The organism is Arthrobacter sp. TmtSoilC48, assembly GCF_059739425.1.
The window spans coordinates 4,162,390-4,187,447 of the sequence record NZ_AP046049.1 but is presented as its reverse complement, the minus strand read 5'-3'; the positions used below and the strand labels follow the sequence as shown (position 1 = coordinate 4,187,447).

Here is a 25,058-nt window from a genome sequence, read left to right as displayed (position 1 = left end):
TTGCCGGCTTTCCTCTCTCCCTTGCTTCAGGAAAGCCACGACGCCGGCACTTGGCCCTGGTGCCGACGTCGGGTCCTACCGCGCGCGGGAGCTGAGCGAGGATCGGCCAAAAAGGGGTCCGATGTGCGAGAGGATCGGCCGGAAGGGGGCCCGATGTGCGAGAGGATCGGCCGAAAGGGGGGCCGATGTGCGAGAGGATCGGACGTAGCTGACGCGGGCCGGATGAGTCTGGGGGAAAACTCCGACCCGCGCCAGGTCTATGGGGGCTGATCAGGCGATGACCTTCATTGCCTGCCAGCCCGAGCCGAGGCTGACGGGCGGAACGTTGCTGAGCGTTCCGCTTCCCGATCCGGGATAGAGCCACAAAGTGTCTCCGATGCGGCCTACGACGTCGTTCTTGCCGTCGCCGTCAAGGTCCCGTGGTCCGGCCAGCGCAGTGCGGGTTCCCCAGCCCGTCCCGATCTGCGTCCATTGCAGCCAGCCCCCGGAACCATTGCCCGGATATAGCCATAATGCGCCTGTATCGGTGCGCCGCGCCAGTACATCTGCCTTGCCATCACTGTTGAAATCGCCGGTGCTGAAGATGGCATTCATGACGCCCCAACCCCAGCCGACTGTGTAGGGAGTCCGCTGTCCTCCAGCACCATTTCCTTCATACAAGCGGAGGTCGCCATTGCTGCGGCGTCCCATGAAATCGGGTATTCCGTCACCGCTGAAATCCCCTGGTGAGAAGAGCTGTGTCATGGTGCTCCAACCGGTGCTGACTTGCTTCCGTGCGCCAAAACTGCCGGCACCGTCACCGGGGTAGAACCACAGCACGTCCCCGGATCGTGCCAGGACGTCCGGTTTTCCGTCGCTGTTGAAGTCGCCAGGGGTGATGGTGTCCGTGTTGGTTGACCAGGCCGGCGCAGGCAAGGCGAGTTGCCTGGGGGAGAGCCCGCCCGCGCCGTTGCCCGGGTACAGGTACAGGTTGCCGGCGGTGTCAGCCGCAAGGACGTCAGCGCGGCCGTCGCCGTTGAAGTCATGGGCCGACGGCGGTCCGGCTATGGGAACGGTGTACGTCTGGGTACCGACGGAGGACGTGTTGCCTGCCGCGTCCACGCCTATGTATTTCAACGTCAGGGTGGAGCTGCCCATCACGATCGGGCTGGAGTACTTGATGTTGGAAGCAGACTCCGTCGCCGTTGGGGTGCTGCCGTCGGTGGTGTAGTAGATGGCCGCCCCAGGCTCGTTGGCTGTCAGCGTGATCGTGGCGCCGCTGGCCAAGGCCCGCGAGGTGGGATTGGCCGTCACCACCGGAGCTGTCGTGTCCGGCGGGATCGTGTAGGTCTGCGTTGCGATGTCGGACGTATTTCCGGCCGTATCTTTGGCAAAGTACTTCAGGGTCATGGGGTCCGGCCCATTGAACGTTATCGGCGCGGTATACAGCAGGCCGGCGGTGAGGGGATCGGTGCCGTCCGTGGTGTAGCGGATTTCCGCCGGTTCGTTGGCGGCCAAGGTGATGGTGGTACCCGCTGCGTAGGCACCGCCCACAGGGCTGGCTGTCACCACAGGCTTGGTGATATCAGGGCCTGTCGAATACGTCTGGGTGGCCACGGCAGACGAATTATTCGCGCCGTCAACGGCGAAGTACTTCAGGGTCATCGGGCCGTTCAGCGGGATGGGACTGGCGTACTTGCCGCTCGCCGTGGTGGGGTTGCTGCCGTCCGTGGTGTAGTAGATCGTCGCCGTCTCATTGGCGGAGAGGGTGATGGACTGGCCCACCGCGTATGTTCCACCCGGAGGTGTTGCCGTGACCACGGGGGCGACGTTGTCCGTTCCGAGATAGGCCTCGAACTCGGCCAAACCGGCGTTGGTGGTGGTGGAGCTGACTGAAGTGATGTTCAAACGGACCGAGCTCACGGTCTTGGACGGGAAGTTGATGGTGAGCCCGGAACCGTTGTTGGGAAGCGCCGGGACTGCCACAGTGCTTCCATCCGAGAACAACAGGTTTCCTCCGGTCACTTGGTCGGAGAGGAGCGGCCGGTCGAACAAGGTCACCGAGTTGATGGTCCTTGTGGGGGAGAAGTTGTATTGAATCCAGCTGCCCGCCTTTTCAGCGGCTGTCACCCATTCACGCGTTGCGTCCATGGGGGTGCCCCACGCATACCCATCCCGGGCTTTTTCCGGGCTCTGGGCTGTTGCTTTCTGGGATGACGCCGTGACGGTGGTCCCTGCCGATTTCGCAGCGTTGCCCACCCATTCAATGGCTGTGATGTATTGCCGTTTCAGCCACTCATCGTAGGGGGAATCGGGGCAGCCTTCCCCGGGACTGCTGCAGATGTACATGTCGAAATCCGCGAACCGCACGAAGGTGTCCACTTTCGTGGTGAGTTCGGCACCGGTCACGTTCTGGGGGTACTCGTCAATCACGTAGGCGTCGTAGGCCAGGGAGGTGTGTGGGCCGGTGTAGCTGCGCGTAGCCAGTTGGGCGAATTTGGCGGTTGCCCAATGGTCGCTGTGATCGTAGGGGCTGTTGAAGTTGCCGGTCCAGTCCTGCGTGCGGAACGTGGTCGGTTGGAAGTTGGCCACCAGCCGGTTCAGTGCGGTCTGGAACTGCGACTTGGTAAAAGTGGCTGCGTTGTCCACGGGCCTGATGGAGGAAAGCCGTCCGTCCCAGAGTTTGAGGATGCTTTGGTCGTTGTACGCCGCACTGCCGTCACCGTTCGGGAAACCATCGGGAAGGCGCATGAACACCACCGAGATATTGGGTGCGCCATTGAGGGTTTGCATGGTCAGCGGACGGTTGGGAACCCCTGCATCCGAGGTGGTCCACGAATCAGACACTCCTGCCATCTTGGAGTAGCTGGCCCTGATTCCAGCTTCCAGGCTCTTCCAATACACGGCACCCTCGCCAGCCTCGCCCGCCGTGGTGAATACCGTTTGGACGCAGCGTTTGGCCTGGATGTCCCTCATGAAGTCCGGACTGAGGAAAAGCAGGTCATCGTCCGTGTGAGCCACGATCTGCATGGCCCCGCCGGTTCCTGCGCACGGCGGAACGGCCGCCGACGCAGGGGCGATGGAAAATGCGACGAGTCCCGCGAAGGCCAAAGCCGGAGCAAGCATCAAGCCCAGGAAGCTGAAGAGACGGGGTTGCCGATTCGGACGACGGACGTATTTTGGACGGTCCACAACCATGCTCCTTTGAGCAGATGTTGGGCCCCCCAGCCGGCAAACTTACGACGCCCACGGGACGTCATTCGAATGGAGTTATGCGCTGGCCGAGCTTTCAGCAGAGCTGAAAGCGATGCAGTGAGCGCTACTGTACTCCTCCAGGCCGGGCCTGGGTAGGGTTCCGGCACACTTCTACGAACGCTTTAAAAGGTGCCAGCCGCTCGTTATCGGGAAGCTGGGACGCCTCCGGATGCCATTGCACCGAGGCAACCCAACGGGAAGGATCTTCAAGCGCTTCCACGGTGCCGTCGTCGGCGATCGCTGTAACCACCAGCCCTTCGCCCACCCTGGCCACCGCCTGGTGATGCCCCGAAGCAATCTTGATGGAAGTCCCCTCCGGAGCGCCATAGAGTGCGGCGGTCTTCGATCCTGGTGCAAGCACAACGTCATGCCATGCCCACTCACCGGCACTGGGGTCGTCCGGATCCAGGCCATTGTGGTTCACGGCAGACGGTGCCATGTCCTGGATCAACGTCCCGCCGTAAAGGACGTTCAACAACTGGTGGCCGCGGCAGATCCCCAGCAGCGGAAGGCCGGCGTCGATCGTGGCCCGTGCGACGTCAATGTCCAGGTGATCCTGTTCCGGGTTGACGTCATACACCGAATCCTCCGGGTCCTGGCCATAAAGACGCGGTTCCAGGTCCCCGCCACCGGGCAGCAGCACGCCGTCGAGCGTTTTCATGACAGAAGCCAGACGCCCGGCACTGTCGGCCGACACAGGGGTCAGCAACACCGGCTGCGCACCCGCTTCACGGAGCAAATCCACAATAAATGTGAAGAGTTGGTTGGCTTCGCCCACGCGGGCGTCGGGATTGTCCGAGCTGCTAAGGCGAATCGGAACTCCGATACGCGGCCGGGCGCCAGCGCCGCCCTCATCTGAAGTCTTCATGCTTCATCATGCAACGGAACATCGCCCTGCGCGTAAACGGGACTCAAGCCGTTGAGCACTACTACGCTGATGCCATGAATCCCTCCGGTGCCTTGAACCCAAGTCCGCGGACGCTCGACGTCGAAAGCATCGTTCATTTCGACAAACTGGTTACGTCCGGGGCGGGATCCATGCACGGCTGGCACGCGCAGTCGCTGGACCTTCGCGGACGCTCGCGGGAATTGAAAATGCTGGACCCGCAGGGCGCGATCTTCCTCGGATGCACTTTCGACGACGGCATCGAGGAGAGCCTTCGAAGCCGCGGCGCGCTCATCTTTCCCAAGATGCGCGGCGTGCCCTTCAACCCCTATCGAGGCACCCTCTACACGGCCAGGGAACTTTACGAGGACATCTCCACTGCAGAGTATGAAGCCACCCTGGATGCGAGGATTTACCAGTGGAGCATCCTTCCGGGAAAGCGGGCAAGCCTTGACGCAACGCTCGCCGCGGCCCTGCACGACCACGCGATCGGCGACGCCCTGGACGAGCTGCTGCAAGACGGGGACCTGGCAGGCACCAAACTCGTGGGCGTCATGGGCGGACACGCAGCGCAACGCGGAACCAAGGAATTCGCCGACGCCGCGCGGCTGGGGCGCTTGCTCGCGCAAGCCGGATTCACAGTGGCAACCGGCGGTGGCCCTGGCGCCATGGAAGCAGCCAACATGGGCGCCTACCTCAGCGGACTGCCCGACGCCGATTCCACCACAGCGCTGCACACGCTCGCTTCCATACCGGGGTTCAGGCCCTCGGTGACGGCTTGGGCGCGGCAAGCAGCCGCCGTCGTCGAACGTTACCCGGAAGGCACAGCGACGCTGGGGATACCCACCTGGTTCTACGGCCATGAGCCACCCAACCTGTTCGCCACGCACATCGCCAAGTACTTCGCCAACGCAATCCGCGAAGCGATCCTCCTGGAGCTTTGCAACGGCGGAATCGTGTTCCTGCCCGGTTCTGCCGGAACCGTGCAGGAGATCTTCCAGGACGCGTGCGAGAACTATTACGGTGCCCCCGAAACCATCACTCCCATGGTCCTGGTGGGCCGCGAGCATTGGGAACGGACCTACCCGGCCTGGCCGATGCTGCGAAGCCTCGCGGCCGGGCGGCCCATGGCGAACAGAATCTTCCTGGTGGACACGGTGGAGGACGCGCTCGCGGTCGTGGCCGCGGGCTAAAAGTCCTTGCTGCGGCTAGAAGTCCTTGCTGCAGCTAGAAGTCCTTGCTGCAGGGGCCTGAGCCGAGTTGGGCAAGGCCCGTCTTGTCCCCGGCAGCGTACTCGCGAACCCACGAGGCTTGGTCGTACATCAGCTGGCGGGGGTCATCCACATGGTCCAAGCCAAGAACGTGTCCAAGTTCGTGCATGATCACGGCCGTGCCCACTTCCTTGCCCTGGGGTGTGTCCATGATCCCGGCAAACTGCGGTGCATCCAACGACACCGACCCGGTCACGTAGGCCTTATAGCCGTTGCTCAGGCCGATGGAGGAACTTCCGCCCAAGCCCACCGTTTGTCCGGTCAGCCGCGGCACCTGCTCCGGTGTGGTCCAGGCAATGAGCACCGGCGCCCAGCGGTCCCCGTATGTGGTGGGCTGGTACCCGGCCCTGTTGGTGCTGGGGATTTCGGACGTCGGACCGTCATAAATGAACTGCAGCCCGGAGGCGAGGCTGGCCTGCCGAACTGCTTCCTCCACCATCGAATACCAGCTTGTTGGGGCCAGGTTTGAGTTCACGACGTAGTGAATCGGCCGGCAAGGGGAGTAGGCAAGGGGAGTGCCGTCTTCCTTGACGACCAGGAATTTGTAAGAAGTGCTGGTCCGTTGCAACGGCGCCGGCGTGCCCAGGGGAGCGTCTGCTTCCTCAAATCCGGGCAGCGGATCCTGACGCTGGCCAAAAGGAACCAGCCCGGGCCGCGGCGCCTGGCTCTGCGTCGTGGAATCGGACCAGAACCTTTGAAGTTCGCCGCTGAAGTAGGCGCCGGCGCAGACCAAACCAAGGATGCCGAACAGGAACAGGATGGCCGCGATGCTGCTGTGCTTGATGGGAGGCCTGGGCGGCGGCTTGGCTTCCGGGTGGTAAGGCGGCGGGGGATAGGGGTCTGGCCACTCTGGCGACCCATAAGGTTCCATCGAACCCCCTCACGGGACGGCCCAATCGGACGGTGGGGCGCCGCCGTCGGCCGCTTCCGTCAGGATAGAACCCATGGGACCGCGAGTCCATGCCGATTCCTGGGAAGCTGCGCTGCTTCAGATGTCCTTGCGGCAAGGAGCCGAGGCCAGGAGGTGAAGGCCGTTCAGGTCGCCGGCAGCCAACCCGTCAGGGGCGCCGATCTCCGGGTACATCAGCTGAACCGGATCATCAACATGATCCAAACCCATGACGTGCCCCAGTTCGTGCTGCATGACCGCCAGCACGTAGTCCGAACCGCCCTCCTCGGCCAGAAGCTCCGCCACTTGCGGGGTGTCGAGCTCCAGGCTGCCCGTGATGTAGCTCTTGGGACCGTTGTTGAGTGAGTACATGGTGCTGCCGCCCGTACCGATGACGGTCTCAGCCAGCGCCGGAGCGGCCTCGGGCGTGGTCCACGAAATGAGCAAGGGTGCCCACCGGTCACCATACTTGGACGGTTGGTAGGGTTCCCGTTTAGTGGTGGGCAACTCATCGGTGCTGCCATCGTTGATGAACTGGATTCCGGACGCCGCGGAAATATTGGCGATTGCGGTGGCAAGCAGTGAATCCGTACCCTCAGGCGCGGTGGCGTCGTTCACCACGTAGTGCAGGGGACGGCACGGCGAGTACCCAACCGGAGTGCCGTCGTCGTTGGTTGCCAGGAACTTATATGAATCGCTGGCGTTGGCTGGGGGCGGCGGCGATGCCAGCGGGGCGTCCGCCTCGTCGATTCCTGGAGGCGGCGCGTCCAGGGCGCGTGCCGGGGTCTGTTGGATCGGCTCGCTTTTGGGCGAATTGGGCAGGGCCACGCCCGGAAACAGCCCGATGATCCGGGGATCGCCGTGGAGCAAACCGCTGACAAGGACGGCCACCACCGCGGCGACACCGGCCATGAGGACGCCGCGAAGAATTCGGAGGGTTGTGCCCGCACGACGGTGTTTTGGCGCGCGCAATGGCGGCTGCTCCGAATCCACGGTTCTCCATTCCCTACGCCCCGGTCACGCGGGGCCGCGCGGAGGACGAACCAACATTACCGCCTAGACGATCATCGTTCCGAACGCGAGGCCAAGCCCGTAGGTGGCGGCCGCGGCGCCCAGGCCGATCGCCAGCTGCCGGAAGCCACGGCTCAGCGGTGAGGTCCCGGACAACAGCCCGACGACGGCGCCGGTCGCCAGGAGCGCGATCCCCACCAGCACACCGGCTACTATCAGTGCCGCCACACCCGTGATGCCGAAAATAAACGGAAGGATGGGCACGACCGCACCCGAGGCGAAGAAGCAGAAGCTGGACATCGCAGCGCCCCAGGCAGACCCCACGGTTTCGTGGTTGTCAGCGGGTTGCTCCTTCTCCGGTTGCAAGGAGAGGCTGGGATCGCAGTCGCAGCTGAAGAGTCCCATGCGTTCGGCGGCACGGTGCTCGGCTGCCTCACGGGTCATGCCGCGGGCCAAGTACACCAGCACAAGCTCGTTGTGCTCGATGTCCAAAGAAGGGGCGGCTGTGAGGGTTGCCTGCGTGGGCAGCGTGGCGCTGAGCAACTCCCGTTGCGAGCGGACCGAAACGTACTCGCCAGCACCCATGGACAGGGCGCCGGCCAGCAAACCGGCCACGCCACTCATGAGGACCACCGGGCTGGGAACGCCGGTTGCTGCCATACCCATAACCAGTGAAAGGTTGCTCACCAGGCCATCGTTGGCGCCAAAAACAGCGGCACGGAAGGTACCGGAGAGCCTGTTGCGGCCACGCGTGGCAAGGCCCCTGACAACTTCTTCGTGGATTTGTTCGTCGGCAACCATGGCTGGAGTCGCGGCAGGTTCGGCTCCGTAGGGGGAGCGGCCTTCCGCGCGCTGCGCCAACGCGAGGACGAACACGGAACCAAAGTGCCGGGCCAGGAAGCCCAGCAGCTGGCTGCGGGTGGAAGCTCCCTTCGGCATTCCGGCGTGTTCTCCCAAGAGCTTGAGCCAGTGTGCCTCGTGCCTTCCCTCGGCCTCGGCCAGGGCGAGCAGGATCTGCCGTTCTTCGCCGTCACGACGCTGGGCGAGTTCCCGGTAGACGGCGGCTTCGGCACGCTCGTCGGCCAGGTATTGACGCCAGCGCCTGATGTCCGCCGGTGTGGGCCGGGCTGGTTGGGACGGTGTTCCGGATCCGGGGGCGGGGTCCGGAGCGGGGCTCGACGAACCGTGGGATTCCTGGTGCTTCTGCACTTTTTCTCCTGTGCTGGGTGGGGTAGTTGCGGCCCCATTGCACGCCCACTGTACCGCTTATTGGCGGGGATTTTTGGCCGGTATTCCTTAGCTGGAATGTTCGGCATGCCTTAATTTTCGAAGCTGCAATCCTCTGCCTGGAGCCTTTCCCTGGGTCCATGTGGGCCGTTGCCTTGACCCTCTTCAGGCACAGTGCTCAGATGGAAGGACAGGGGCGGGGGCCCTCCCCGCACTCGGTCAGCAGGCTGCTTGCCAGCCCACCAGACGGAGGTTGCAGCATGGACACCACCGAACCGCACGCCAACCACCCCGAACGGGAGACCATCGAGTCGGATCCCGCCTACGATTACAGCGATGACCAGGAAGTCGACGAACCCTGGGTGGAGGAAATCGACGTCCCGGATGACGACGAGCGGGTTGTCCCCCTGGATGAAACCGAAGAATTCCGCGGGGAAGAAGACGAGGAATTCTAGGACCGTTTCTTAGGCAGGGCCATCTTCACCGAAGGTGAAATGCCGCTCCAGTCCCGCCGGACGCCCGAGCGCTGCAACAGTCACCGTCAACGTCCTCGACGATTCACACCACCGCGATGGACGCACAGCCTGGGCAAGGGCATGCGCCAACAGGCGCGCTTCGGGGTGCCGGAACCGGGCCAGGCCACCGTTCAGGAACAGCGTCACCGTCCCAAGGACAAGGTCGACGCCGGGAATCACCGGAACAGTGGGCGCTTCGGTTTTGGTGGGGCTGCTTTGGCTTGGGGTGGTAACGCCTTGGTACGGCAAGGACTGCTCCTTTGGGGAGTGCTCTTGCCCGCTCGGTTGTCTCTGGTCCGGGGCGGGCCGCTTCCTCATCCGAACCACCCGTGAACATGGGGTTGGTGTGTGGCCAGTCGGAGCTTGGCGCCACCTCTCTTGAAGCTGGGACCACTGTACTGGAGGAGTGCTGTCCGGGAGAAGTGTGGCCCTCGGATCCGCTCGCCCCCGCACAGCGCAACGGCGGCGCTGCCCCGGGAAGGGGCGGCGCCGCCGTCGAACATTGCTTTGTTCAGTTCTTATCTGATGCCTTGCGGCCCTGGGCCGTTAGCTGGCGTTGTGGCTGCTGACGGGGTGGGCTTCCAAGGGCAATTCGTCAGATACCGCTCCGGCCACGCGCTTTTCCCAAGCGGCCCGGACTTCGGGTTCGGTGGGCGGCGTGAGGAGGGAAATCACCACGTAGGCGACGAACGAGGCCGCGAGGCCGTAGTAGATGGGCTCGTTGGCGTAGACGCCATCGACGCTTGGAATGACTCCAGTGGCGAACAGAATCAACAAGGCCAACGTCAATACCGAGCCCACTGCCATGGACCATGCAGCAGCGATACCAGTGCCGCGCTTCCACACCAGGCCGCCAAGAATCGCGACGAGGAGGCCGCCCACAAGGATGTCGTAAGCAATGGTGAGGGCAACAACCACGTCCTGCGCGGCCATGGAGATCAGCACCGCGACGATGCCCAGGCCAAGAACCCAGTAACGGTTGGCCTTGACGTCGTGCTCGGGGTTTTCGGTGTCGTCCGTGTTGATGGTCTTGCCGAACCAGCTGGCCACGAACGGAACAACATCTGCGCGGGCCACCGTGGCGGCGGCAATCAGGGCACCCGAAGCGGTGGACATCATGGCTGCAACAGCTGCGGCCATGACCAGGCCGCCGATGCCGATGGGCAGGATGTGGGTTGCCACTTCGGCGTAGACCACGTCCTTGCCGAGGTTGGCGACATCGATATTGGGCAGTGCTACGCGGGCGGCCAGGCCGATCAATGCACCGGCCACACCGTAGAGGATGCAGTAAACGCCGGCGGTCGCTCCACCCCAGCGTGCAACCTTGGGAGTCTTGGCCGTGAAGACGCGCTGCCAGATGTCCTGGCCGATCAGGAGTCCGAGTGTGTACACGACGAAGTAGGTGATGATCGTCTGGACGCCGATTCCGTCGATCTGGAAGAAGCTCGCATCGACACGCTCACGGATGCCGTCCAGTCCTCCGGCCGCGTTCATGACGAACGGGAGCATCAGGAAGAAGATGCCTACGGTCTTGATGATGAACTGGACCTGGTCGGCCAAGGTGATGGACCACATGCCACCGATGGTCGAGTAAACAAGCACAATTGCACCGCCGACGGCGATCGCCATCCAGCGTTCCCAGTCGAAGAGGACCACAAAGATGGTGGCGTATGCGCCGGTGGATGTGGCACAAAGCATGAGGGTGTAGGCCAGCATGACGATTCCGGAGGTCTGCGTGGCCTTGCTGCCGTAGCGAAGGCTCAGCATTTGGGAGACCGTGTAGATCTTCAGGCGCTGGATAGTGCCGGCGAAGAGCAAGCTCAGGAGGAGCACGCCGGCGCCGATTGCGACTACCAGCCACATACCTGAGATGCCGAACTTGTAGCCCAGGCCGACGCCGCCGACGGTGGATGCCCCACCGAGGACAACTGCGGCCATGGTGCCGGTGTAAAGGAAAGGTCCAAGGCGGCGGCCGGCCACCAGGAAGTCGCTGTTGTTCTTGGTGCGGGACTTGCCCCACCAGCCGAATGCAAGCATGGCAAGCAGGTACACCACCACAATGGCGATGTTTATGAACGATGAGTCCATGAGTGGCTCCTTGGAGCTGGTGCACGGAGGTTGGGTTTTCGACGATACGCCTGGGAAGCGTCGAAGTCTCCGTGCTGGTGATGGGAGATTGGGGATCGTGTTGTGCCTCACAGACAACACTTGTTGCCTATGAGGATATGTTGTGATGGGAGTAACAGTCAAGGGGCTTTGGTCATCCTCGGGCTGTTGAGGGCTCCAGCGGCCCCTGGTCCCGCTACTATTGCTGCAATGACAGGGCCGAATGACAGGCCTGAAAGGTTCGTGAATGAAGGCTCTCCCCGTTGAACCAAGCAACGTTCCCGTTGCCATTGGTTCCAGAATCCGCGCAGCCCGCCAGGCGCAGCGCCTCACCATTGAGCAAGTGGCGGACGCAACTGGTTTGACCAAGGGCTTCCTCAGCCGTGTCGAGAGGGATCTGACGTCACCGTCGGTCGCTTCACTTGTAACCCTTTGCCAGGTCCTGTCCGTGTCGGTAGGAGACCTGTTTGCCGCTCCCGAAACGCACCTGACCAGGCGCGACGACGGTCCCCGGATTTCGCTGGGCGGCCAGGGCATTGTGGAGCGTTTGTTAACGGCCCGTTCGGAGCGGCGCCTGCAGATCCTTCAGGCCACCATCGAGCCACGGGGCCGTGGTGAGAACGAGCTCTACGCCGTGGACTGTGACGTTGACGTCCTTCACGTGGTGAAGGGACGCATCAAGCTCATCCTGACCAACGAGGAGTACGACCTCGAAGAAGGGGACACCCTCTCCTTCCCGGGCAGGGAACCCCACACCTGGGTCAATCCCACGGACGAAACCGTCGAGGTCCTCTGGATTCTGGTGCCCGCAGCCAGTAAGTAGCTCTTGCCCGCTCCTGCGGGGTGCTGCGGCGGGGTCAGCCCACGTGGACCCAGGGGCGCCGGGTGATGTCGGGCTCAGCCTCACGCAGTACCTCGCGGGTCACCGGCGCGATCTCGCCCTCGCCAAAGAAAAGGAACCTGCTGAGGTTGGAGATGGGGTTGCCCTCGGTCCAGCGGAAGTAAATGTGCGGCATGAAACCCGTAACGTCGCGGATGTGCAGCAGGACAGCGGCAAGGGTGTTGGGCACGTTGTTGCTGTGTACTTCCAGGATCTTGAAGCCGTGCCGTTTCTTGCCCACAACCTGGAGCTCCTGCTCGAAGTCCGAGCTGTCGTCAACAATGATCTCGATGAATACCGCATCGCAATCCAGCGGCAGGTGGTTGGCCTGCTGCGCGTGTTGGAGCTTCTCCCGGTACCGTCCGGCGCTCAGGTGCTTTGGTTCATGGGCGATGATCCGAACAGGGCCGTCTGCGTTGTTTGCAGTGAATTCGAGTGCAGTCTGGTCCATTTTGATATGCGTGGCACGGAGCTCAAAGGCACGCCGGATCCTGGAGATGAAGCTCACCACCATGATGCCCAGAATGAACAGCGCGGCGATCTTCAGGCCGTCCGGGCGCTCGATCGAGTTGACCACGGTTGTGTAGATGAAGACCAGGGAAACCACTCCGAAGCCGATGAACTGTGCCCGTTGTTTCTTTCTCCGGGCGGACAGGGTCACGGCGATGGAGGCGGACGTGATCAGGACGAGTACACCCGTGGCATAGGCGCCACCCTGGGCGTTGACGTCGGCTTGGAAAATAATCGTCACGATGAAGGCGATGACTGTGAAGACCAGGACGAGTGGGCGCAATGCGCGGACCCACGCTGGAGCCATGCCGTAGCGCGGCAGGTACCTGGGGACCAGGTTTAGGAGGCCCGCCATGGCCGAGGCTCCGGCAAACCAAAGAATAGCGATGGTACTGACGTCGTACACCGTGCCAAATCCGTCGCCCAGGAACTTGTGGGCGAGGAAAGCCAGGGCACGGCCATCAGCCTTGCCGCCGGGTTCGAATTCAGCTGCCGGGATCAGCATGACGGTGGTGAAGCTGGACGTTATGAGGAACGAACTCATGATGATGGCGGCGGTGGTCAGGAGCTTGTGGGCGCCCTTGATCCGTCCCGCCGGCTTGGCTTCAGTATCGGAAGGATCTCCCTTGATCTGCGGCATGACTGCGACGCCGGTCTCGAACCCTGAGAGGCCAAGGGCCAGCCGCGGGAAAACCAGCAGTGCAAGGGCAATCATCAGGATGGGATCACCGTGGGATGTGTTCAGTGCGGTCCACCAGTCTGAGATGACCCGGGACTCGGTGAAGACATGGCTGATGGAAACGATGACGACCACAAGGTTCAGTGCCAGGAAGGCGGCGACCAGGACGACGGCCACGTTGATGGCTTCCTTGAATCCGCGCAGGAAGACGATGCCCAGTCCTGCAATCAGGGCCAGGGTGATGACAACCTGCTGGCCTTCCAGGAAGTGTGGAGCGAACGGGTTCTCAATGAGGTGGGCGGTGGCGTCGGCGGCGGAGAGCGTGATGGTGATCATGAAATCCGTGGCCGCAAAGCCGAGGAGTGCCAGGACGAACAACTTGCCACCCCACCGGGGGAGCAGACGCTCGAGCATGGCAATGGAACCCTCGCCGCGAGGACTTTCCCTGGCGACTCGACGGTATACAGGCAGTGCGCCAGCCAAGGTGACGAAGACCAGCAGCAGCGTTGCCAATGGCGACAGTAATCCCGCAGCCAGGGCCGCGATGGCAGGCTGATAGCCCAGCGTTGAGAAGTAGTCCAGGCCTGTCAGGCACATGACCTTCCACCAAGCTTGCGGTTTGTGGGCTTCCGCAGGCTTTCCGTGGGGACCCTGCCGCTTGCCCGAGGTATCCGGCATTCCTTCAAGCAGCCATGATTTGAGGTGGAATGCCTTTTTGTGCCGGTCGGCAGGGTCGGCTGGCGGCCTCGTCAGGGTGGTCACGTTGTCCTTCCGGGCAGCACGGTGCTGCTCACGCAAAGGAGCGTATGGCCGCATTCTGCGCCTGGACCCCGGTTTTTATGGAATCTTTACGCCGGATGTGACCGGCATCTCATAGGGCCCGGACCGTGAAGGAAACTTGTAAACATATGATGCTTATTAGGAAACTTTGAGTGTATGATGGGTGTCACAGTTACTGATTCATCTCGACCTATCCACTAAGGAGTGGCGCATTTTGGAAGAGCTCCGTATTGAGGCCAACGGGAACCTTGGTCCCATCGATTCGTCCCGCATCCCGCGCTACGCCGGTGCTGCCACCTACGCCCGCCTGCCCCGCCTGGACCAGGTCTCCAAGGCTGACGTCACCGTTGTCGGCGTGCCCTTTGACTCCGGTGTTTCCTACCGCCCCGGCGCCCGCTTCGGCGCGAACCATGTGCGTGAGGCCAGCCGCCTGCTGCGCCCGTACAACCCTGCCTGGGATGTCAGCCCCTTCGAGAACATCCAGGTGGCGGATGCCGGCGACATGGCGGTGAACCCGTTCAACATCAACGAGGCCATTGAGACCATTCAGCAGAACGCGCTTGACCTTACGGCCAGCGGGAGCAAGCTGGTCACCCTGGGTGGCGACCACACCATCGCCCTTCCGCTCCTGAGGGCAGCAGCGGAGCGAGCCGGTGAGCCAGTGGCCATGCTCCACTTCGACGCACACCTGGACACCTGGGACACCTACTTCGGTGCGGAATACACGCACGGTACGCCGTTCCGCCGCGCAGTGGAAGAAGGCATCCTGGACACGGAGGCCATCAGCCACGTGGGTACCCGCGGTCCGCTGTATGGCAAAAAGGACCTCGACGACGACCACCGCTTTGGCTTCGGAATCGTCACCTCCGCTGACGTCTACTACCAGGGTGTCCTGGAGACGGTGGCCAAGATCCGCGACCGCATCGGAAGCCGTCCGCTGTACATCTCCGTGGACATCGACGTCCTGGATCCCGCACACGCCCCCGGCACCGGTACCCCCGAAGCAGGCGGCATCACCAGCCGGGAACTCCTTGAGATCATCCGTGGCTTCCGTGGCATGAACCTCGTTGGTGCTGACATTGTGGAAGTTGCCCCGGCTTATGACCACGCGGAAATCACGGGCGTGGCCGGCAGCCACGTTGCTTATGAACTGGTAACCCTCATGGCGGACAACGCAGTGGAAGGCGACCGTCTCGGTGCGCCAAACGGCTACGCCCAGCAGGCCCTCGGTGCCCGCATCGCGGAACTCGCCCAGGCAACCGGCACCGCAGGAGAAACGCGATGATCGATTTCGATCCAGGCACTGCGGCGCCAACCCGGGGTACCGATCAGCGCAACGGTGGGGACCTCGTCGTCGAGACCCTCGAGGCGCTGGGTGCCAAGACGGTCTTCGGTATCCCCGGACAGCACGCTTTGGGCCTCTTTGACGCCATGGGCCGCGGCAACCTGCACTTCGTGTCTTCGCGTGTGGAGAACAATTCGGCGTTTGCGGCTGATGGCTACTCCCGCGCCACCGGCGAGGTGGGCGTGCTGTTCCTGTCCACCGGTCCGGGTGCGCTCACCTCACTTGCTGGTTTGCAGGAGGCGTATGCCACCGGTGTTCCGATGGTGGTTGTTGCCAGCCAGATTCCGCTTGAGGGCCTGGGTGCTCGCCGCAAGGGCATGCTGCACCAGTTGGACGACCAGAAGGCTTCGGCCGCGAACGTCACCAAGAGCCAGCGCCTGATCCAGCATGCCTCGGGCATCCCGTCCGCCATCCAGGACGCCTGGACCGAGGCCATTTCCTCGCCGCAGGGGCCGGTGTGGATCGAGATTCCGCAGAACGTCCTGCTGGATCCCATCATGGTCCCGCCGGTGGAGGACGCGCTCGCCGAGGCAGCAGACAACCCGCCGCGCGTCGAGCTGATCCGCGAGGCCGTGAAGTGGCTTTCGACGGCGGAACGTCCGGCGATCATCGCAGGCGGCGGTACGCGCCGTGGCCGGGCTGAGAAGTCGCTGCTGTCCATTGCCGAGCAGCTGCGCGCCCCCGTCATTTGCACCCCTGGCGGCAACGGTGCATTCCCGTGGAAGCACGAGTTATCGCTGCAGTCGTGGATCGAGGACCGGTACATGACCGATGTCCTTGAAGATGCCGACGTGCTGATCGTCATCGGTTCATCCCTCGGTGAGGTTACGTCCAACTACTTCACGTTCGAACCCCGCGGCCGCATCATCCAGATCGACGCCGAACCGCGCGTCCTCGAATCCAACCGGCCAGGCTTGGGCATCCGTGCGGACGCCGGCCAGGCCCTGGCAGCCTTGGACGAGGCGCTGGCAGCAGCTGGTGCCGCGGACACTGTGACTCGGTCCTGGCACGGCACCAGCCCGGAAGATGTGGTCAAGGAGTCCCTGGCCAAGGTCAAGGCACGCCTTGAATCCCAGGATCTGGCCAAGGAATTGAAATTCATGTCGGATATCCGCGAAGCGGTTCCGGCCGACATGCAGACCTTCTGGGACATGACCATCTCCGCGTACTGGGGATGGAGTTGCTGGGACGCCCGCGAGGGCCAATTCCACTCAGCCCAAGGTGCCGGCGGCCTCGGCTACGGCTTCCCGGCAGCCATCGGCGGTGCCGTGGGCCTGGAAACCACCGGCAAGCCCGGCAGGGTGCTTGCTGTTTCCGGTGACGGTTCCTCGATGTACTCCATCTCGGAGTTGGCCACGGCGAAGCAGCACAATATCCCGGTCACCTGGCTGATCGTGGACGACGGCGGCTATGGCATCCTCCGCGAATACATGGTGGGTGCTTTCGGAAAGGCCACGGCCACTGAGCTCGCACGCCCGGACTTCGTGAAGCTGGCCGAGTCGTTCGGTGTTCCGGCGCGCCGGGTTTCCCCGGAGGAAGTGGGGGACGCGCTCAAGGCGTCCTTCGAGGCGGATGGTCCCAACGTCGTCGTGGTTGAGACGCTGCTAAAGATGTTTGGCCCGACCCACCTGGACCACTAAGAACCCAAAGCAATCAAGCCCCCGCACGTTTTCCGTGCGGGGGCTTGATTGCTTTAACAGCCCAGGCTCTTCTTTAGTTTCCCAAAGCAATCAATATGGGTTATAGTTGCTCTAGGCAAACAAAAAAGGGGTGTTCTTCCATGTCAGTCGGTTCTGCCACAGCAACCGATCTTGTGCATCAAATCTTCGACCTCCAGCGCACCCTGCGCTGCGTGGTGACCGCCCACATGGCCCGCGTTCCCGACGTCGGGATGGCAGTCCAGGGCGTCATGCGCTTTATCGGCGAGGGGGAGACCCGGGCAACGGCGCTGGCTGCGCGCCTGGGTGTCAGTGCGCCGGTCCTCAGCAGGCATATCGCCGAACTCGAGGATCTTGGCTTCGTCGCCAGGCGGCCTGATCCGGCGGACGGCAGGGCCCAGCTCCTTGCCCTGACGGAGGATGGCGCGGCCAAGCTGCGCGACTTCGAAGAACAACGCAGCGTGAGGCTGCGGGATTACCTGGCGGACTGGAGCGAGGCGGACGCTCTCGAGGCCTCCCAGGTCATCAACAAACTCACGACGTCCCTCAAGGACTCAATCCGGGCAACGGCGGCCGGCTCCACGACGACTACTCACACAGCTTAGGAGCCACGCATGGCCACACCAGTTCAGAATGCCACCCCACTTCAGAATGCCACCCCGGGGCAAACCGCCGCACCCATGACGCACCGGCAAATCATGGAAGCCCTCACAGGTCTCCTCGCGGCCTTCTTCACGGCGATCCTCAGCAGCACAATCGTCGCCAACGCGCTGCCAACCATCATGTCCGAACTCAAGGGCACGCAAACCGATTTCGCCTGGGTCATCACCGCCGCTTTGCTGGCGAACGCCGCCACCACGCCCATCTGGGGAAAGCTCGCTGACCTCTTCGACAAGAAGCTCCTGGTCCAGCTGAGCATCATCATTTTCGTGGCGGGCTCCGTCATGGCCGGCTTGTCCGAGACGATTCCGCTGCTGCTTACTGCGCGTGTCATTCAGGGCATCGCCATGGGTGGCCTCACCGCCCTGGCCCAAGCAATCATCGGTTCCATGATTCCGCCGCGCGACCGCGGCAAATACTCCGGCTACATGGGTGCCGTCATGGCGGTGGGCACTGCCGGCGGCCCGCTGCTGGGTGGCTTCATCGTGGACAGCCCGCTCGGCTGGCGCTGGACGTTCTTCGTCTGCGTGCCGCTGGCCGTCGTTGCGCTCATCCTGCTTCAGGTGACCCTGAAGATCCAGCACATCAAGCGCCCCGCCAAGATCGACTGGCTCGGCTCCATCCTCTTGACTTCGGGCGTGAGCCTGCTCCTGATCTGGGTTTCGTTCGCCGGCAACCCGGACTACTACGACTGGTTCTCCTGGCAGTCAGCACTCATGGTGGGCGGTGGCGTAGCGCTGCTGGCGCTCCTGGTACTGGTGGAAACCAAAGTTGCCCAGCCGATCATTCCACTCAAGATCATCTCCGAGCGCACCACGGCACTTGCCATCATCGCTTCCATCGCGGTCGGTATCGCCATGTTTGGTTCGTCCACCTTCCTGGGCCAATACTTCCAGGTTGCCCGTGGCGCCACGCCGACTGAGGCAGGGCTGCTCACGCTGCCAATGATCGCCGGCAACCTTATTGGTTCTGTGGCATCGGGCATCCTGATCAGCCGCTTTGGCAAATGGAAGCGGTTCCTGATCGCCGGCTCCGTGCTCCTGATCGGCGGCCTCGCATTCGCCGGCACGATGGACCACACCACAGAACTCTGGATCGTAGCCATCTACACCGGTGTGTTCGGCCTCGGCTTGGGCATGCTGATGCAGAACCTGGTGCTCGCCGTGCAGAACACCGTTCAAGCGAAGGACATCGGTACGGCCAGCGCTTCGGTTGCGTTCTTCCGCTCTGTAGGCGGCGCAATCGGTGTGTCCGTCCTGGGTGCCATCATGTCCAACCACGTGAAGGACCTGGCCGTTGAGGGGATGGCCGCCGCGGGCATTCCGGTCCAAGGCGGCGGGTCCGGTGCCAGCATGGACCTGGCTGATATGCCGGCGCCCATCGCGGAAATCATGCGCGCCGCTTACGGCGACGCCACTGCCCAGATCTTCCTGATCTCCGCCATCATCAGTGTGGTGGCACTCCTGGCTGTGCTGTTCATCAAGGAACGCCCCCTGCGGCGCACCGTTGACGCGGCGCCCGAGTCCGAACTCATGGCGACGGCGTCCGGAGATGCTGCCATGTCGTTGGATACAGCTACCTTGGATGCGGGGAAAGCGGACGACGGCGGCGCCCGCCTGGGTGCCGATCGCTCCGTCCCTGGGGCCAGCCGCCAGGTTCGGTCCACGGACTCCGGATCCGATCTTGACCTCGAATTTGCGCGGATCCTGACCCAGGAACGCCCCCACGCCACGGTTGACGTCAAGGAGGTCCAGGAGCAGCTGTCCCGCACCCAGTACGTCCTGGCGGAACAGCAATTGCAGCTCAGCCGGGCCAACGTTGAGCTGCAGGCACGGTTGCGGGAGCAGCAAACCATCGCGGCGCAGCAGGCGAGCACCGCAGAGGAACTCGCCGCGATCCGTAAGGAACTCAAGCGCGAACGCAGGCAGCAGGAGCGAATGGCTTTGCTGCTCCTCCAAGGCGTCGAAGCGCGGGAGGCGCGGCCGGACCACGGCAGGCACGCGGGCTAGACACCACGGATCCTGCCCTTGTTCGAAACTCCTGGCGTACTAAGCAGGCTGTGGCGAACGAGGGCGGGACCGAAGCGCCGGCTGTGACCAGCCGGCGTTTTTGTTGCCTACAGCGGCTGATCCGGCCAGCATCGGCTGTGATGGCTGCGCCAGCGGGAGCAGATCCGACACGGGACATACTCCGCTGGGATGATCTTTTCCCCGGGTTGTTTCGCCGAGGCAACGGATTTCGTAGAGTAGGGAGGCTAATACTGTCAGCCCTTGCTGCAACACTTCTCTTACTTCATTCACGCACTCTTTCTAAGGACCCGTGGGCATGCTTGTCACCCTTATACGGCGCTACTCCAAGCCGTATTTGCCGCAGATAGTGGCCGTCCTCATATTCCAGTTGGCGTCCACTATTGCCACGCTCTACCTCCCAAGCCTCAACGCCAAAATCATTGACGAGGGAGTCTCCCGCGGCGACACCGATTTCATTTGGCGCACGGGCGCCATGATGCTCGCCGTCGCACTCGGCCAGGTGCTCACCGCTGTCGCAGCCGTGTACTTCGGTGCACGGACGGCAATGGCGATCGGCCGGGACCTCCGGCGCAGCGTCTACCGTCAAGTGAGCAGCTTTTCCGCACAGGACGTGAACCGTTTTGGTGCTCCCACACTGATCACCCGTGGCACCAATGATGTCCAGCAGGTCCAGATGCTGGTGCTGATGGGCCTGAACTTCATGGTCTCCACACCCATCATGTGCGTGGGTGGCATCATTATGGCCCTCCGCGAGGACCTCAGCCTGTCCTGGTTGGTCTGGGTTTCCGTGCCCATCCTGGTGGCAGTGGTGGGCTACCTCGTGGTCCGGTTGATGCCGCTCTTCCGGTCAATGCAGGCCAAGATAGATGCCATTAACGGTGTGCTCCGCGAGCAAATCATTGGTATCCGTGTTGTCCGTGCCTTTGTCCGTGAACCCTATGAGGCCAAACGTTTCGGTGATGCCAACCAGGATCTCACCGCCGTCTCCGTGAAGATCGGCAATCTCTTTGTCCTGATGTTCCCCGCGATCGGCATGATCCTGCACCTGTCCACTGCTGCGGTGCTGTGGTTCGGCGGTCAGCGTGTGGACTCCGGTGATATGCAGGTAGGCTCCCTCACGGCCTTCCTGCAGTACCTCCTGCAGATCCTGATGGCAGTCATGATGGGCACCTTCATGGCCATGATGATTCCCCGTGCTTCCGTCTGTGCAGACCGCATCGGCGAGGTCCTGGACGTGGAGCCTTCCATCCACAACCCGGCTTCCCCCGTGGTTCCGGCGGAAAAGAAGGGCCACGTGGAGTTCCGCGATGTCACCTTCAAGTACCCCGGGGCCGAGGCACCGGTGCTGAGCAACATTTCCTTCACCGCTGAGCCGGGCAAGACCCTGGCCATCATCGGTTCCACGGGCGCAGGCAAGACCACCCTGGTCTCCCTGCTGCCGCGGCTTTACGATGTCGCTTCAGGTGACGTCCTTCTCGACGGCGTCCCCGTCACCGAACTGGACGCGTCGGAGATCACCAGCCGCGTCTCGGCTGTTCCGCAGAAGCCGTACCTTTTCTCCGGCACCATCGAGCACAACCTGCGCTTTGGCAAGCCCGAAGCTACCGACGAGGAACTGTGGGAGGCGCTGGAGACGGCGCAGGCCAAGGGCTTCGTAGAGGAAAAGTCATCCGGCTTAAACCGGCGCATCGCCCAGGGCGGCACCAACGTCTCCGGCGGCCAGCGCCAGCGCCTTTCCATTGCAAGGGCCCTGGTGACCAAGCCGAATGTCTATCTGTTTGACGATTCCTTCTCCGCATTGGACGTCGCTACCGACGCCCGGCTCCGTAAGGCCTTGAAGGCCAAGACGCAGGACGCCACAGTGATCATCGTCGCGCAGCGAGTCTCGACCATTGCCGATGCGGACGAGATATTGGTCCTGGATAACGGCCGGATCGTGGATCGCGGAACGCACGATGAACTGCTGGAAACCTCTCCTACGTACCAGGAAATCGTTGAATCCCAGCTGAGTGTAGAGGAAGTCGCATGAGCGAGCAGGACCAGCAGAAGAAGCGTAGCTGGGCTGCCAAGGCAGAGGCCGCGAAGAATGCCAAGGCCACGGCCGAGGCAGACGTGGCAACCGAGGCACTTGACGATGACGTCGTGGAGGAGGAATACGTCCCGTCCGAGGCAGATGGCGGTATGTTCGGCAATCTTCCAGCCAAGAAAGCCAAGGAGTTCTGGCCATCGGCCAAGCGCCTCATGGGCCTGTTGAAGCCTGAGAGGGTTGGCGTTTATGTCGTGATCGGCCTTGTGGTGGTCTCGGTGGTCCTGAACGTGATTGCCCCCAAGGTTTTGGGCACCGCGATGGACGTGATCTTCGGCGGCGTCATGGGCAAGCAGCTCCCGCCAGGCGTCTCGCAGGAACAGTTCGTAGAGCTCATGCGCCAGCAAGGCCAAGAGAACTTTGCGGACATGGTCTCCAAGATGGAACTCACCAACGGGATCAACTTCCCCAAGCTGACGTTCCTCATTTCGATCGTCCTCCTGATGTACTTTGTGGCCAACATCTTCCTGTGGGCACAAGGCTGGCTGCTCAACAGGATCGTCATGCGCGTCATCAAGCAGCTCCGTAATGACGTCCAGGCAAAGCTCAACAGGCTGCCGTTGAACTACTTCGACACCCGTCAGCGCGGCGACATCCTTTCCCGCGTGACCAATGACGTCGACAACGTCCAGCAGGGCCTTCAGCAGGCGTTCGCACAGTTGGTTAGCTCGGTGCTCACCGTAGTGGGAATCACCGTGATGATGTTCATCGTGTCCTGGGAACTGGCATTGATCGCGTTGATCGCCTTGCCGCTTTCCGGTGTCATGGCTGGCTTCATTGGTGCCAAGAGCCAGAAGCTCTTTGCTGCACAGTGGAAGAACACCGGCTCGCTGAATGGCCAGATCGAGGAATCATTTTCGGGACACGATCTCGTCAAGGTGTTCGGCCGCGATGCTGACATGCTGGTGCGCTTCGATGAACGCAATGAGGCCTTGTACAAGGCGTCCTTCGGCGCCCAGTTTGTGTCGGGTGTCATTTTCCCGGCCATGAACTTCGTGTCCTACCTGTCCTACGTCGGCATTGCGGTGGTTGGTGGCCTGCGGGTTGCCTCCGGCTCCATGAGCCTTGGCGACGCCACAGCGTTCATCCAGTACTCGCGTGAATTCACCCAGCCGCTAGGCCAGATCGCCGGTATGGCCAACATGCTGCAGTCCGGCGTTGCCTCGGCCGAGCGCGTCTTTGAATTCCTTGACGCTGACGAAGAAGTTGAAGAGACCGGTACACGCCATCTGCCAGCCAAGACCGACGGCCATGTGGAGTTCGAGCATGTCTCGTTCAGCTACGTGGAGGACAGGCCCCTCATCGAGGATCTCTCCTTCAGTGCGGAGCCTGGGCACACGGTAGCGATCGTCGGGCCTACGGGAGCTGGAAAGACCACCTTGGTGAACCTGGTAATGCGCTTCTACGAGCTCAATGCCGGTCGTATCACCTTGGACGGCGTGGACATCAAGGATCTCAGCCGCTCCGAGCTGCGATCCAAGGTGGGCATGGTTTTGCAGGACGCATGGCTCTTCGGCGGGACCATCTACGACAACATCAAATATGGCAACCTTGACGCCACCGAGGAACAAATCATGGAAGCGGCCAAGGCCACTTACGTGGACCGCTTCGTCCGGGCTCTGCCGGACGGTTACCAGACGATCATCGATGAAGAAGGCAACAACGTCAGCGCCGGTGAGAAGCAGCTCATCACGATTGCCCGTGCTTTCGTCTCCGATCCTTCGCTGCTGATCCTTGATGAAGCTACGAGCTCAGTGGATACACGTACTGAGCTGCTGCTACAGAAGGCCATGGCTGCGCTCCGCACGGACCGGACGAGCTTCGTCATCGCCCACCGGTTGTCCACCATCCGCGACGCCGATACCATCTTGGTGATGGAGAACGGGCGGATCGTTGAGCAGGGCAACCACAACCAGTTGCTGACGCTCCAAGGTGCCTACTACCGCCTGTACATGTCCCAGTTTGCCGGTGAGGAAGAGACCGCCGTGGATGACTCGACGGCGGTGCACAGCTGAGCGCGAATTCCCTGAGTACCGGATTGCACTCCCGGGATTCCGTGGAACCCCAGCGCATCGAGGTACTCGTACCCATGCGCTGGGGTGACATGGACGCCTACGGGCACATCAACAATGTGCAGATCGTTCGGATGCTGGAAGAAGCCCGAATCGCGGCTTTCGGACCACCCCGGGGCGCTGGCCTTCCGGGCGTTGAACCACCGGCGGCCCTCTTCAATGATGTTGAGGAGGGCACCATGACGTTGGTTGTGGAGCACAAGGTCCGGTATGTGCGGACTTTGGAATACCGCAACATCCCGGCCGTGGTGGAGATTTGGGTTGGCGCCATCAAGGGGGCCAGCTTCGATCTTCACTACGTCATCAAGGACCCCGTCACACAGGAAGAATGCGTCAAAGCCAGTACCCACCTGGCCTTCGTGGCAGAGGCTACCGGCAGGGTCCTCAGGCTCACTCCGGACCAGAAGGAAAAGCTGGAGCGGTACCGCGCGTAGAGTTTCACCATGAAACTTGAAATCGCGGTGGTGAGCGCGACGGGTGCCGGTACGGCCGCATCCGAAGGTGCCGATCGGATTGAGCTCTGCAGCAGTCTGGAACTTGGCGGCATCACGCCAAGCCAGGGACTACTGGAGGCCAGCATTGAACATGTTGACGGACGCCTTGAGATCCACCCGCTGGTGCGTTGCCGCCCCGGCGATTTCCACTATTCCGCCTCGGACGTGGACACCATGGTGCACGAAGTACGTCACCTGCTGGCTCAGGGCGCCCACGGGGTAGTAGTGGGCGCCCTGACCGCAGAAGGCGATATCGATGTTCACGCGGTCCAACGGCTGGTGGATTCTGCCCGGCAGGCGAGCCCTGAAGCGCAGCTGACCTTCCATCGCGCGATCGACCAATCACGGGACCCGTTGGCGGCCCTTGATCAACTGCTGGAACTCGGGTTCACGCGGGTACTCACGTCTGGCCACGAGGCCACAGCAGGTGCAGGCCTTGCCACCCTTTCCGAGATGGTGGAGCGGGCGGGAGGAGCACTCGAAATCATGGCAGGAGGCGGCTTGCAGCTCGGCGATATTCCGGCGATGCACGCGGCCGGCCTCTCAGCAGTTCATATGTCCGCCAAGAGAACCGTCTCTACGCTGGGCCAGCGAACCATATCCCTTGGCACGCAGGACGGCGCCGACCCCACCGCCTATACCGTGACAGACCGGGAAACGGTCCGCATGGCGCGGGCCGAGATCAACGCGCTGGAACTCGGTGCTCCTCCGGCATAGTTTCCACT

Annotated in this window: 19 protein-coding genes and 1 riboswitch; of the genes, 11 read left to right on the top strand and 8 right to left on the bottom strand. The window is 62.5% G+C overall.

Annotated features, from left to right (window positions below; genetic code table 11):
- Positions 1-270: 270 nt before the first annotated feature.
- Together AC6I97_RS19270 and AC6I97_RS19265 are read right to left on the bottom strand one after the other, a co-directional pair.
- Entirely contained in the window at positions 271-3,171 is a 2,901-nt protein-coding gene (locus tag AC6I97_RS19270; protein ID WP_497946097.1) for a chitobiase/beta-hexosaminidase C-terminal domain-containing protein, read from the bottom strand.
- A 127-nt stretch (positions 3,172-3,298) separates the two neighbouring features.
- On the bottom strand, positions 3,299-4,102 hold the full coding sequence (locus tag AC6I97_RS19265) for a gamma-glutamyl-gamma-aminobutyrate hydrolase family protein (RefSeq protein WP_309926998.1): 804 nt from the start codon (positions 4,100-4,102) through the stop codon (positions 3,299-3,301).
- A 74-nt stretch (positions 4,103-4,176) separates the two neighbouring features.
- Between AC6I97_RS19265 and AC6I97_RS19260 the strand changes: the two genes are divergently transcribed.
- Positions 4,177-5,313 (top strand): LOG family protein, encoded by a 1,137-nt coding sequence (locus tag AC6I97_RS19260; RefSeq protein WP_497947214.1) that lies wholly within the window; start codon positions 4,177-4,179, stop codon positions 5,311-5,313.
- Positions 5,314-5,347: 34 nt separating this feature from the next.
- On the opposite strand, the gene AC6I97_RS19255 is transcribed toward AC6I97_RS19260, so the two are convergent.
- The 3 genes from AC6I97_RS19255 to AC6I97_RS19245 all read right to left on the bottom strand — a co-directional run bounded on the left by AC6I97_RS19255 (position 5,348) and on the right by AC6I97_RS19245 (position 8,500).
- Positions 5,348-6,262, bottom strand: coding sequence for a matrixin family metalloprotease (locus AC6I97_RS19255; protein WP_497946095.1), 915 nt, complete (start codon positions 6,260-6,262; stop codon positions 5,348-5,350).
- A 117-nt stretch (positions 6,263-6,379) separates the two neighbouring features.
- The gene (locus tag AC6I97_RS19250) at positions 6,380-7,192 is read right to left on the bottom strand and encodes a matrixin family metalloprotease (RefSeq protein WP_497947211.1); all 813 of its coding nucleotides are present in this window, start codon (positions 7,190-7,192) and stop codon (positions 6,380-6,382) included.
- A 144-nt stretch (positions 7,193-7,336) separates the two neighbouring features.
- Positions 7,337-8,500 (bottom strand): VIT1/CCC1 transporter family protein, encoded by a 1,164-nt coding sequence (locus tag AC6I97_RS19245; RefSeq protein ID WP_497946093.1) that lies wholly within the window; start codon positions 8,498-8,500, stop codon positions 7,337-7,339.
- Positions 8,501-8,778: 278 nt separating this feature from the next.
- Here AC6I97_RS19245 and AC6I97_RS19240 point away from each other — a divergent pair, with 278 nt between their 5' ends.
- Positions 8,779-8,973: a hypothetical protein gene (locus AC6I97_RS19240; RefSeq protein ID WP_224093790.1), complete on the top strand. Its 195-nt coding sequence runs from the start codon at positions 8,779-8,781 to the stop codon at positions 8,971-8,973.
- Between the two features lie 9 nt (positions 8,974-8,982).
- Here the strand turns inward: AC6I97_RS19240 and AC6I97_RS19235 are convergent, their stop codons facing one another.
- The gene (locus tag AC6I97_RS19235) at positions 8,983-9,282 is read right to left on the bottom strand and encodes a hypothetical protein (protein ID WP_224093798.1); all 300 of its coding nucleotides are present in this window, start codon (positions 9,280-9,282) and stop codon (positions 8,983-8,985) included.
- A gap of 15 nt (positions 9,283-9,297) precedes the next feature.
- Positions 9,298-9,417: riboswitch (SAM riboswitch) on the bottom strand.
- Positions 9,418-9,579: 162 nt separating this feature from the next.
- On the bottom strand, positions 9,580-11,121 hold the full coding sequence (locus AC6I97_RS19230; RefSeq protein WP_497946091.1) for a sodium:solute symporter family protein: 1,542 nt from the start codon (positions 11,119-11,121) through the stop codon (positions 9,580-9,582).
- Between the two features lie 265 nt (positions 11,122-11,386).
- Here AC6I97_RS19230 and AC6I97_RS19225 point away from each other — a divergent pair, with 265 nt between their 5' ends.
- The gene (locus tag AC6I97_RS19225; protein WP_224093801.1) at positions 11,387-11,962 is read left to right on the top strand and encodes a helix-turn-helix domain-containing protein; all 576 of its coding nucleotides are present in this window, start codon (positions 11,387-11,389) and stop codon (positions 11,960-11,962) included.
- Positions 11,963-11,996: 34 nt separating this feature from the next.
- On the opposite strand, the gene AC6I97_RS19220 is transcribed toward AC6I97_RS19225, so the two are convergent.
- Entirely contained in the window at positions 11,997-13,970 is a 1,974-nt protein-coding gene (locus AC6I97_RS19220) for an APC family permease (protein WP_497946089.1), read from the bottom strand.
- Positions 13,971-14,202: 232 nt separating this feature from the next.
- Between AC6I97_RS19220 and speB the strand changes: the two genes are divergently transcribed.
- The 8 genes from speB (at position 14,203) to AC6I97_RS19180 (ending at position 25,050) form a co-directional block, all read left to right on the top strand.
- On the top strand, positions 14,203-15,273 hold the full coding sequence (gene speB / locus AC6I97_RS19215) for an agmatinase (RefSeq protein ID WP_224166600.1): 1,071 nt from the start codon (positions 14,203-14,205) through the stop codon (positions 15,271-15,273).
- Positions 15,270-16,973 carry a thiamine pyrophosphate-binding protein gene (locus AC6I97_RS19210; protein WP_497946087.1) on the top strand — a complete coding sequence of 568 codons (1,704 nt, stop codon included), beginning with the start codon at positions 15,270-15,272 and terminating at the stop codon, positions 16,971-16,973. Before speB ends, AC6I97_RS19210 begins: the two co-directional genes overlap by 4 nt.
- 140 nt (positions 16,974-17,113) lie before the next feature.
- The gene (locus AC6I97_RS19205) at positions 17,114-17,596 is read left to right on the top strand and encodes a MarR family winged helix-turn-helix transcriptional regulator (protein ID WP_224166602.1); all 483 of its coding nucleotides are present in this window, start codon (positions 17,114-17,116) and stop codon (positions 17,594-17,596) included.
- Positions 17,597-17,671: 75 nt separating this feature from the next.
- Positions 17,672-19,660 (top strand): MFS transporter, encoded by a 1,989-nt coding sequence (locus AC6I97_RS19200; protein ID WP_497947208.1) that lies wholly within the window; start codon positions 17,672-17,674, stop codon positions 19,658-19,660.
- A gap of 316 nt (positions 19,661-19,976) precedes the next feature.
- Positions 19,977-21,710: an ABC transporter ATP-binding protein gene (locus AC6I97_RS19195; RefSeq protein ID WP_224091220.1), complete on the top strand. Its 1,734-nt coding sequence runs from the start codon at positions 19,977-19,979 to the stop codon at positions 21,708-21,710.
- Positions 21,707-23,782 (top strand): ABC transporter ATP-binding protein, encoded by a 2,076-nt coding sequence (locus AC6I97_RS19190; RefSeq protein ID WP_497946083.1) that lies wholly within the window; start codon positions 21,707-21,709, stop codon positions 23,780-23,782. The genes AC6I97_RS19195 and AC6I97_RS19190 overlap by 4 nt, the downstream gene beginning before the upstream one ends.
- Positions 23,783-23,856: 74 nt before the next feature.
- The gene (locus tag AC6I97_RS19185; protein WP_224093867.1) at positions 23,857-24,273 is read left to right on the top strand and encodes an acyl-CoA thioesterase; all 417 of its coding nucleotides are present in this window, start codon (positions 23,857-23,859) and stop codon (positions 24,271-24,273) included.
- A gap of 9 nt (positions 24,274-24,282) precedes the next feature.
- Positions 24,283-25,050, top strand: a complete 768-nt coding sequence (locus tag AC6I97_RS19180) for a copper homeostasis protein CutC (RefSeq protein ID WP_497946081.1) — start codon at positions 24,283-24,285, stop codon at positions 25,048-25,050.
- Positions 25,051-25,058 lie beyond the last annotated feature (8 nt).

Coding starts and splice junctions, on each gene's coding strand:
- AC6I97_RS19265 (WP_309926998.1), bottom strand. CDS start 4,102: ATGAAGACTTCAGATGAGGGCGGCGCTGGCGCCCGGCCGCGTATCGGA.
- AC6I97_RS19260 (WP_497947214.1), top strand. CDS start 4,177: ATGAATCCCTCCGGTGCCTTGAACCCAAGTCCGCGGACGCTCGACGTC.
- AC6I97_RS19255 (WP_497946095.1), bottom strand. CDS start 6,262: ATGGAACCTTATGGGTCGCCAGAGTGGCCAGACCCCTATCCCCCGCCG.
- AC6I97_RS19250 (WP_497947211.1), bottom strand. CDS start 7,192: ATGGCCGGTGTCGCCGCGGTGGTGGCCGTCCTTGTCAGCGGTTTGCTC.
- AC6I97_RS19240 (WP_224093790.1), top strand. CDS start 8,779: ATGGACACCACCGAACCGCACGCCAACCACCCCGAACGGGAGACCATC.
- AC6I97_RS19230 (WP_497946091.1), bottom strand. CDS start 11,121: ATGGACTCATCGTTCATAAACATCGCCATTGTGGTGGTGTACCTGCTT.
- AC6I97_RS19225 (WP_224093801.1), top strand. CDS start 11,387: ATGAAGGCTCTCCCCGTTGAACCAAGCAACGTTCCCGTTGCCATTGGT.
- AC6I97_RS19210 (WP_497946087.1), top strand. CDS start 15,270: ATGATCGATTTCGATCCAGGCACTGCGGCGCCAACCCGGGGTACCGAT.
- AC6I97_RS19205 (WP_224166602.1), top strand. CDS start 17,114: ATGTCAGTCGGTTCTGCCACAGCAACCGATCTTGTGCATCAAATCTTC.
- AC6I97_RS19200 (WP_497947208.1), top strand. CDS start 17,672: ATGACGCACCGGCAAATCATGGAAGCCCTCACAGGTCTCCTCGCGGCC.
- AC6I97_RS19195 (WP_224091220.1), top strand. CDS start 19,977: ATGCTTGTCACCCTTATACGGCGCTACTCCAAGCCGTATTTGCCGCAG.
- AC6I97_RS19190 (WP_497946083.1), top strand. CDS start 21,707: ATGAGCGAGCAGGACCAGCAGAAGAAGCGTAGCTGGGCTGCCAAGGCA.
- AC6I97_RS19185 (WP_224093867.1), top strand. CDS start 23,857: ATGCGCTGGGGTGACATGGACGCCTACGGGCACATCAACAATGTGCAG.
- AC6I97_RS19180 (WP_497946081.1), top strand. CDS start 24,283: ATGAAACTTGAAATCGCGGTGGTGAGCGCGACGGGTGCCGGTACGGCC.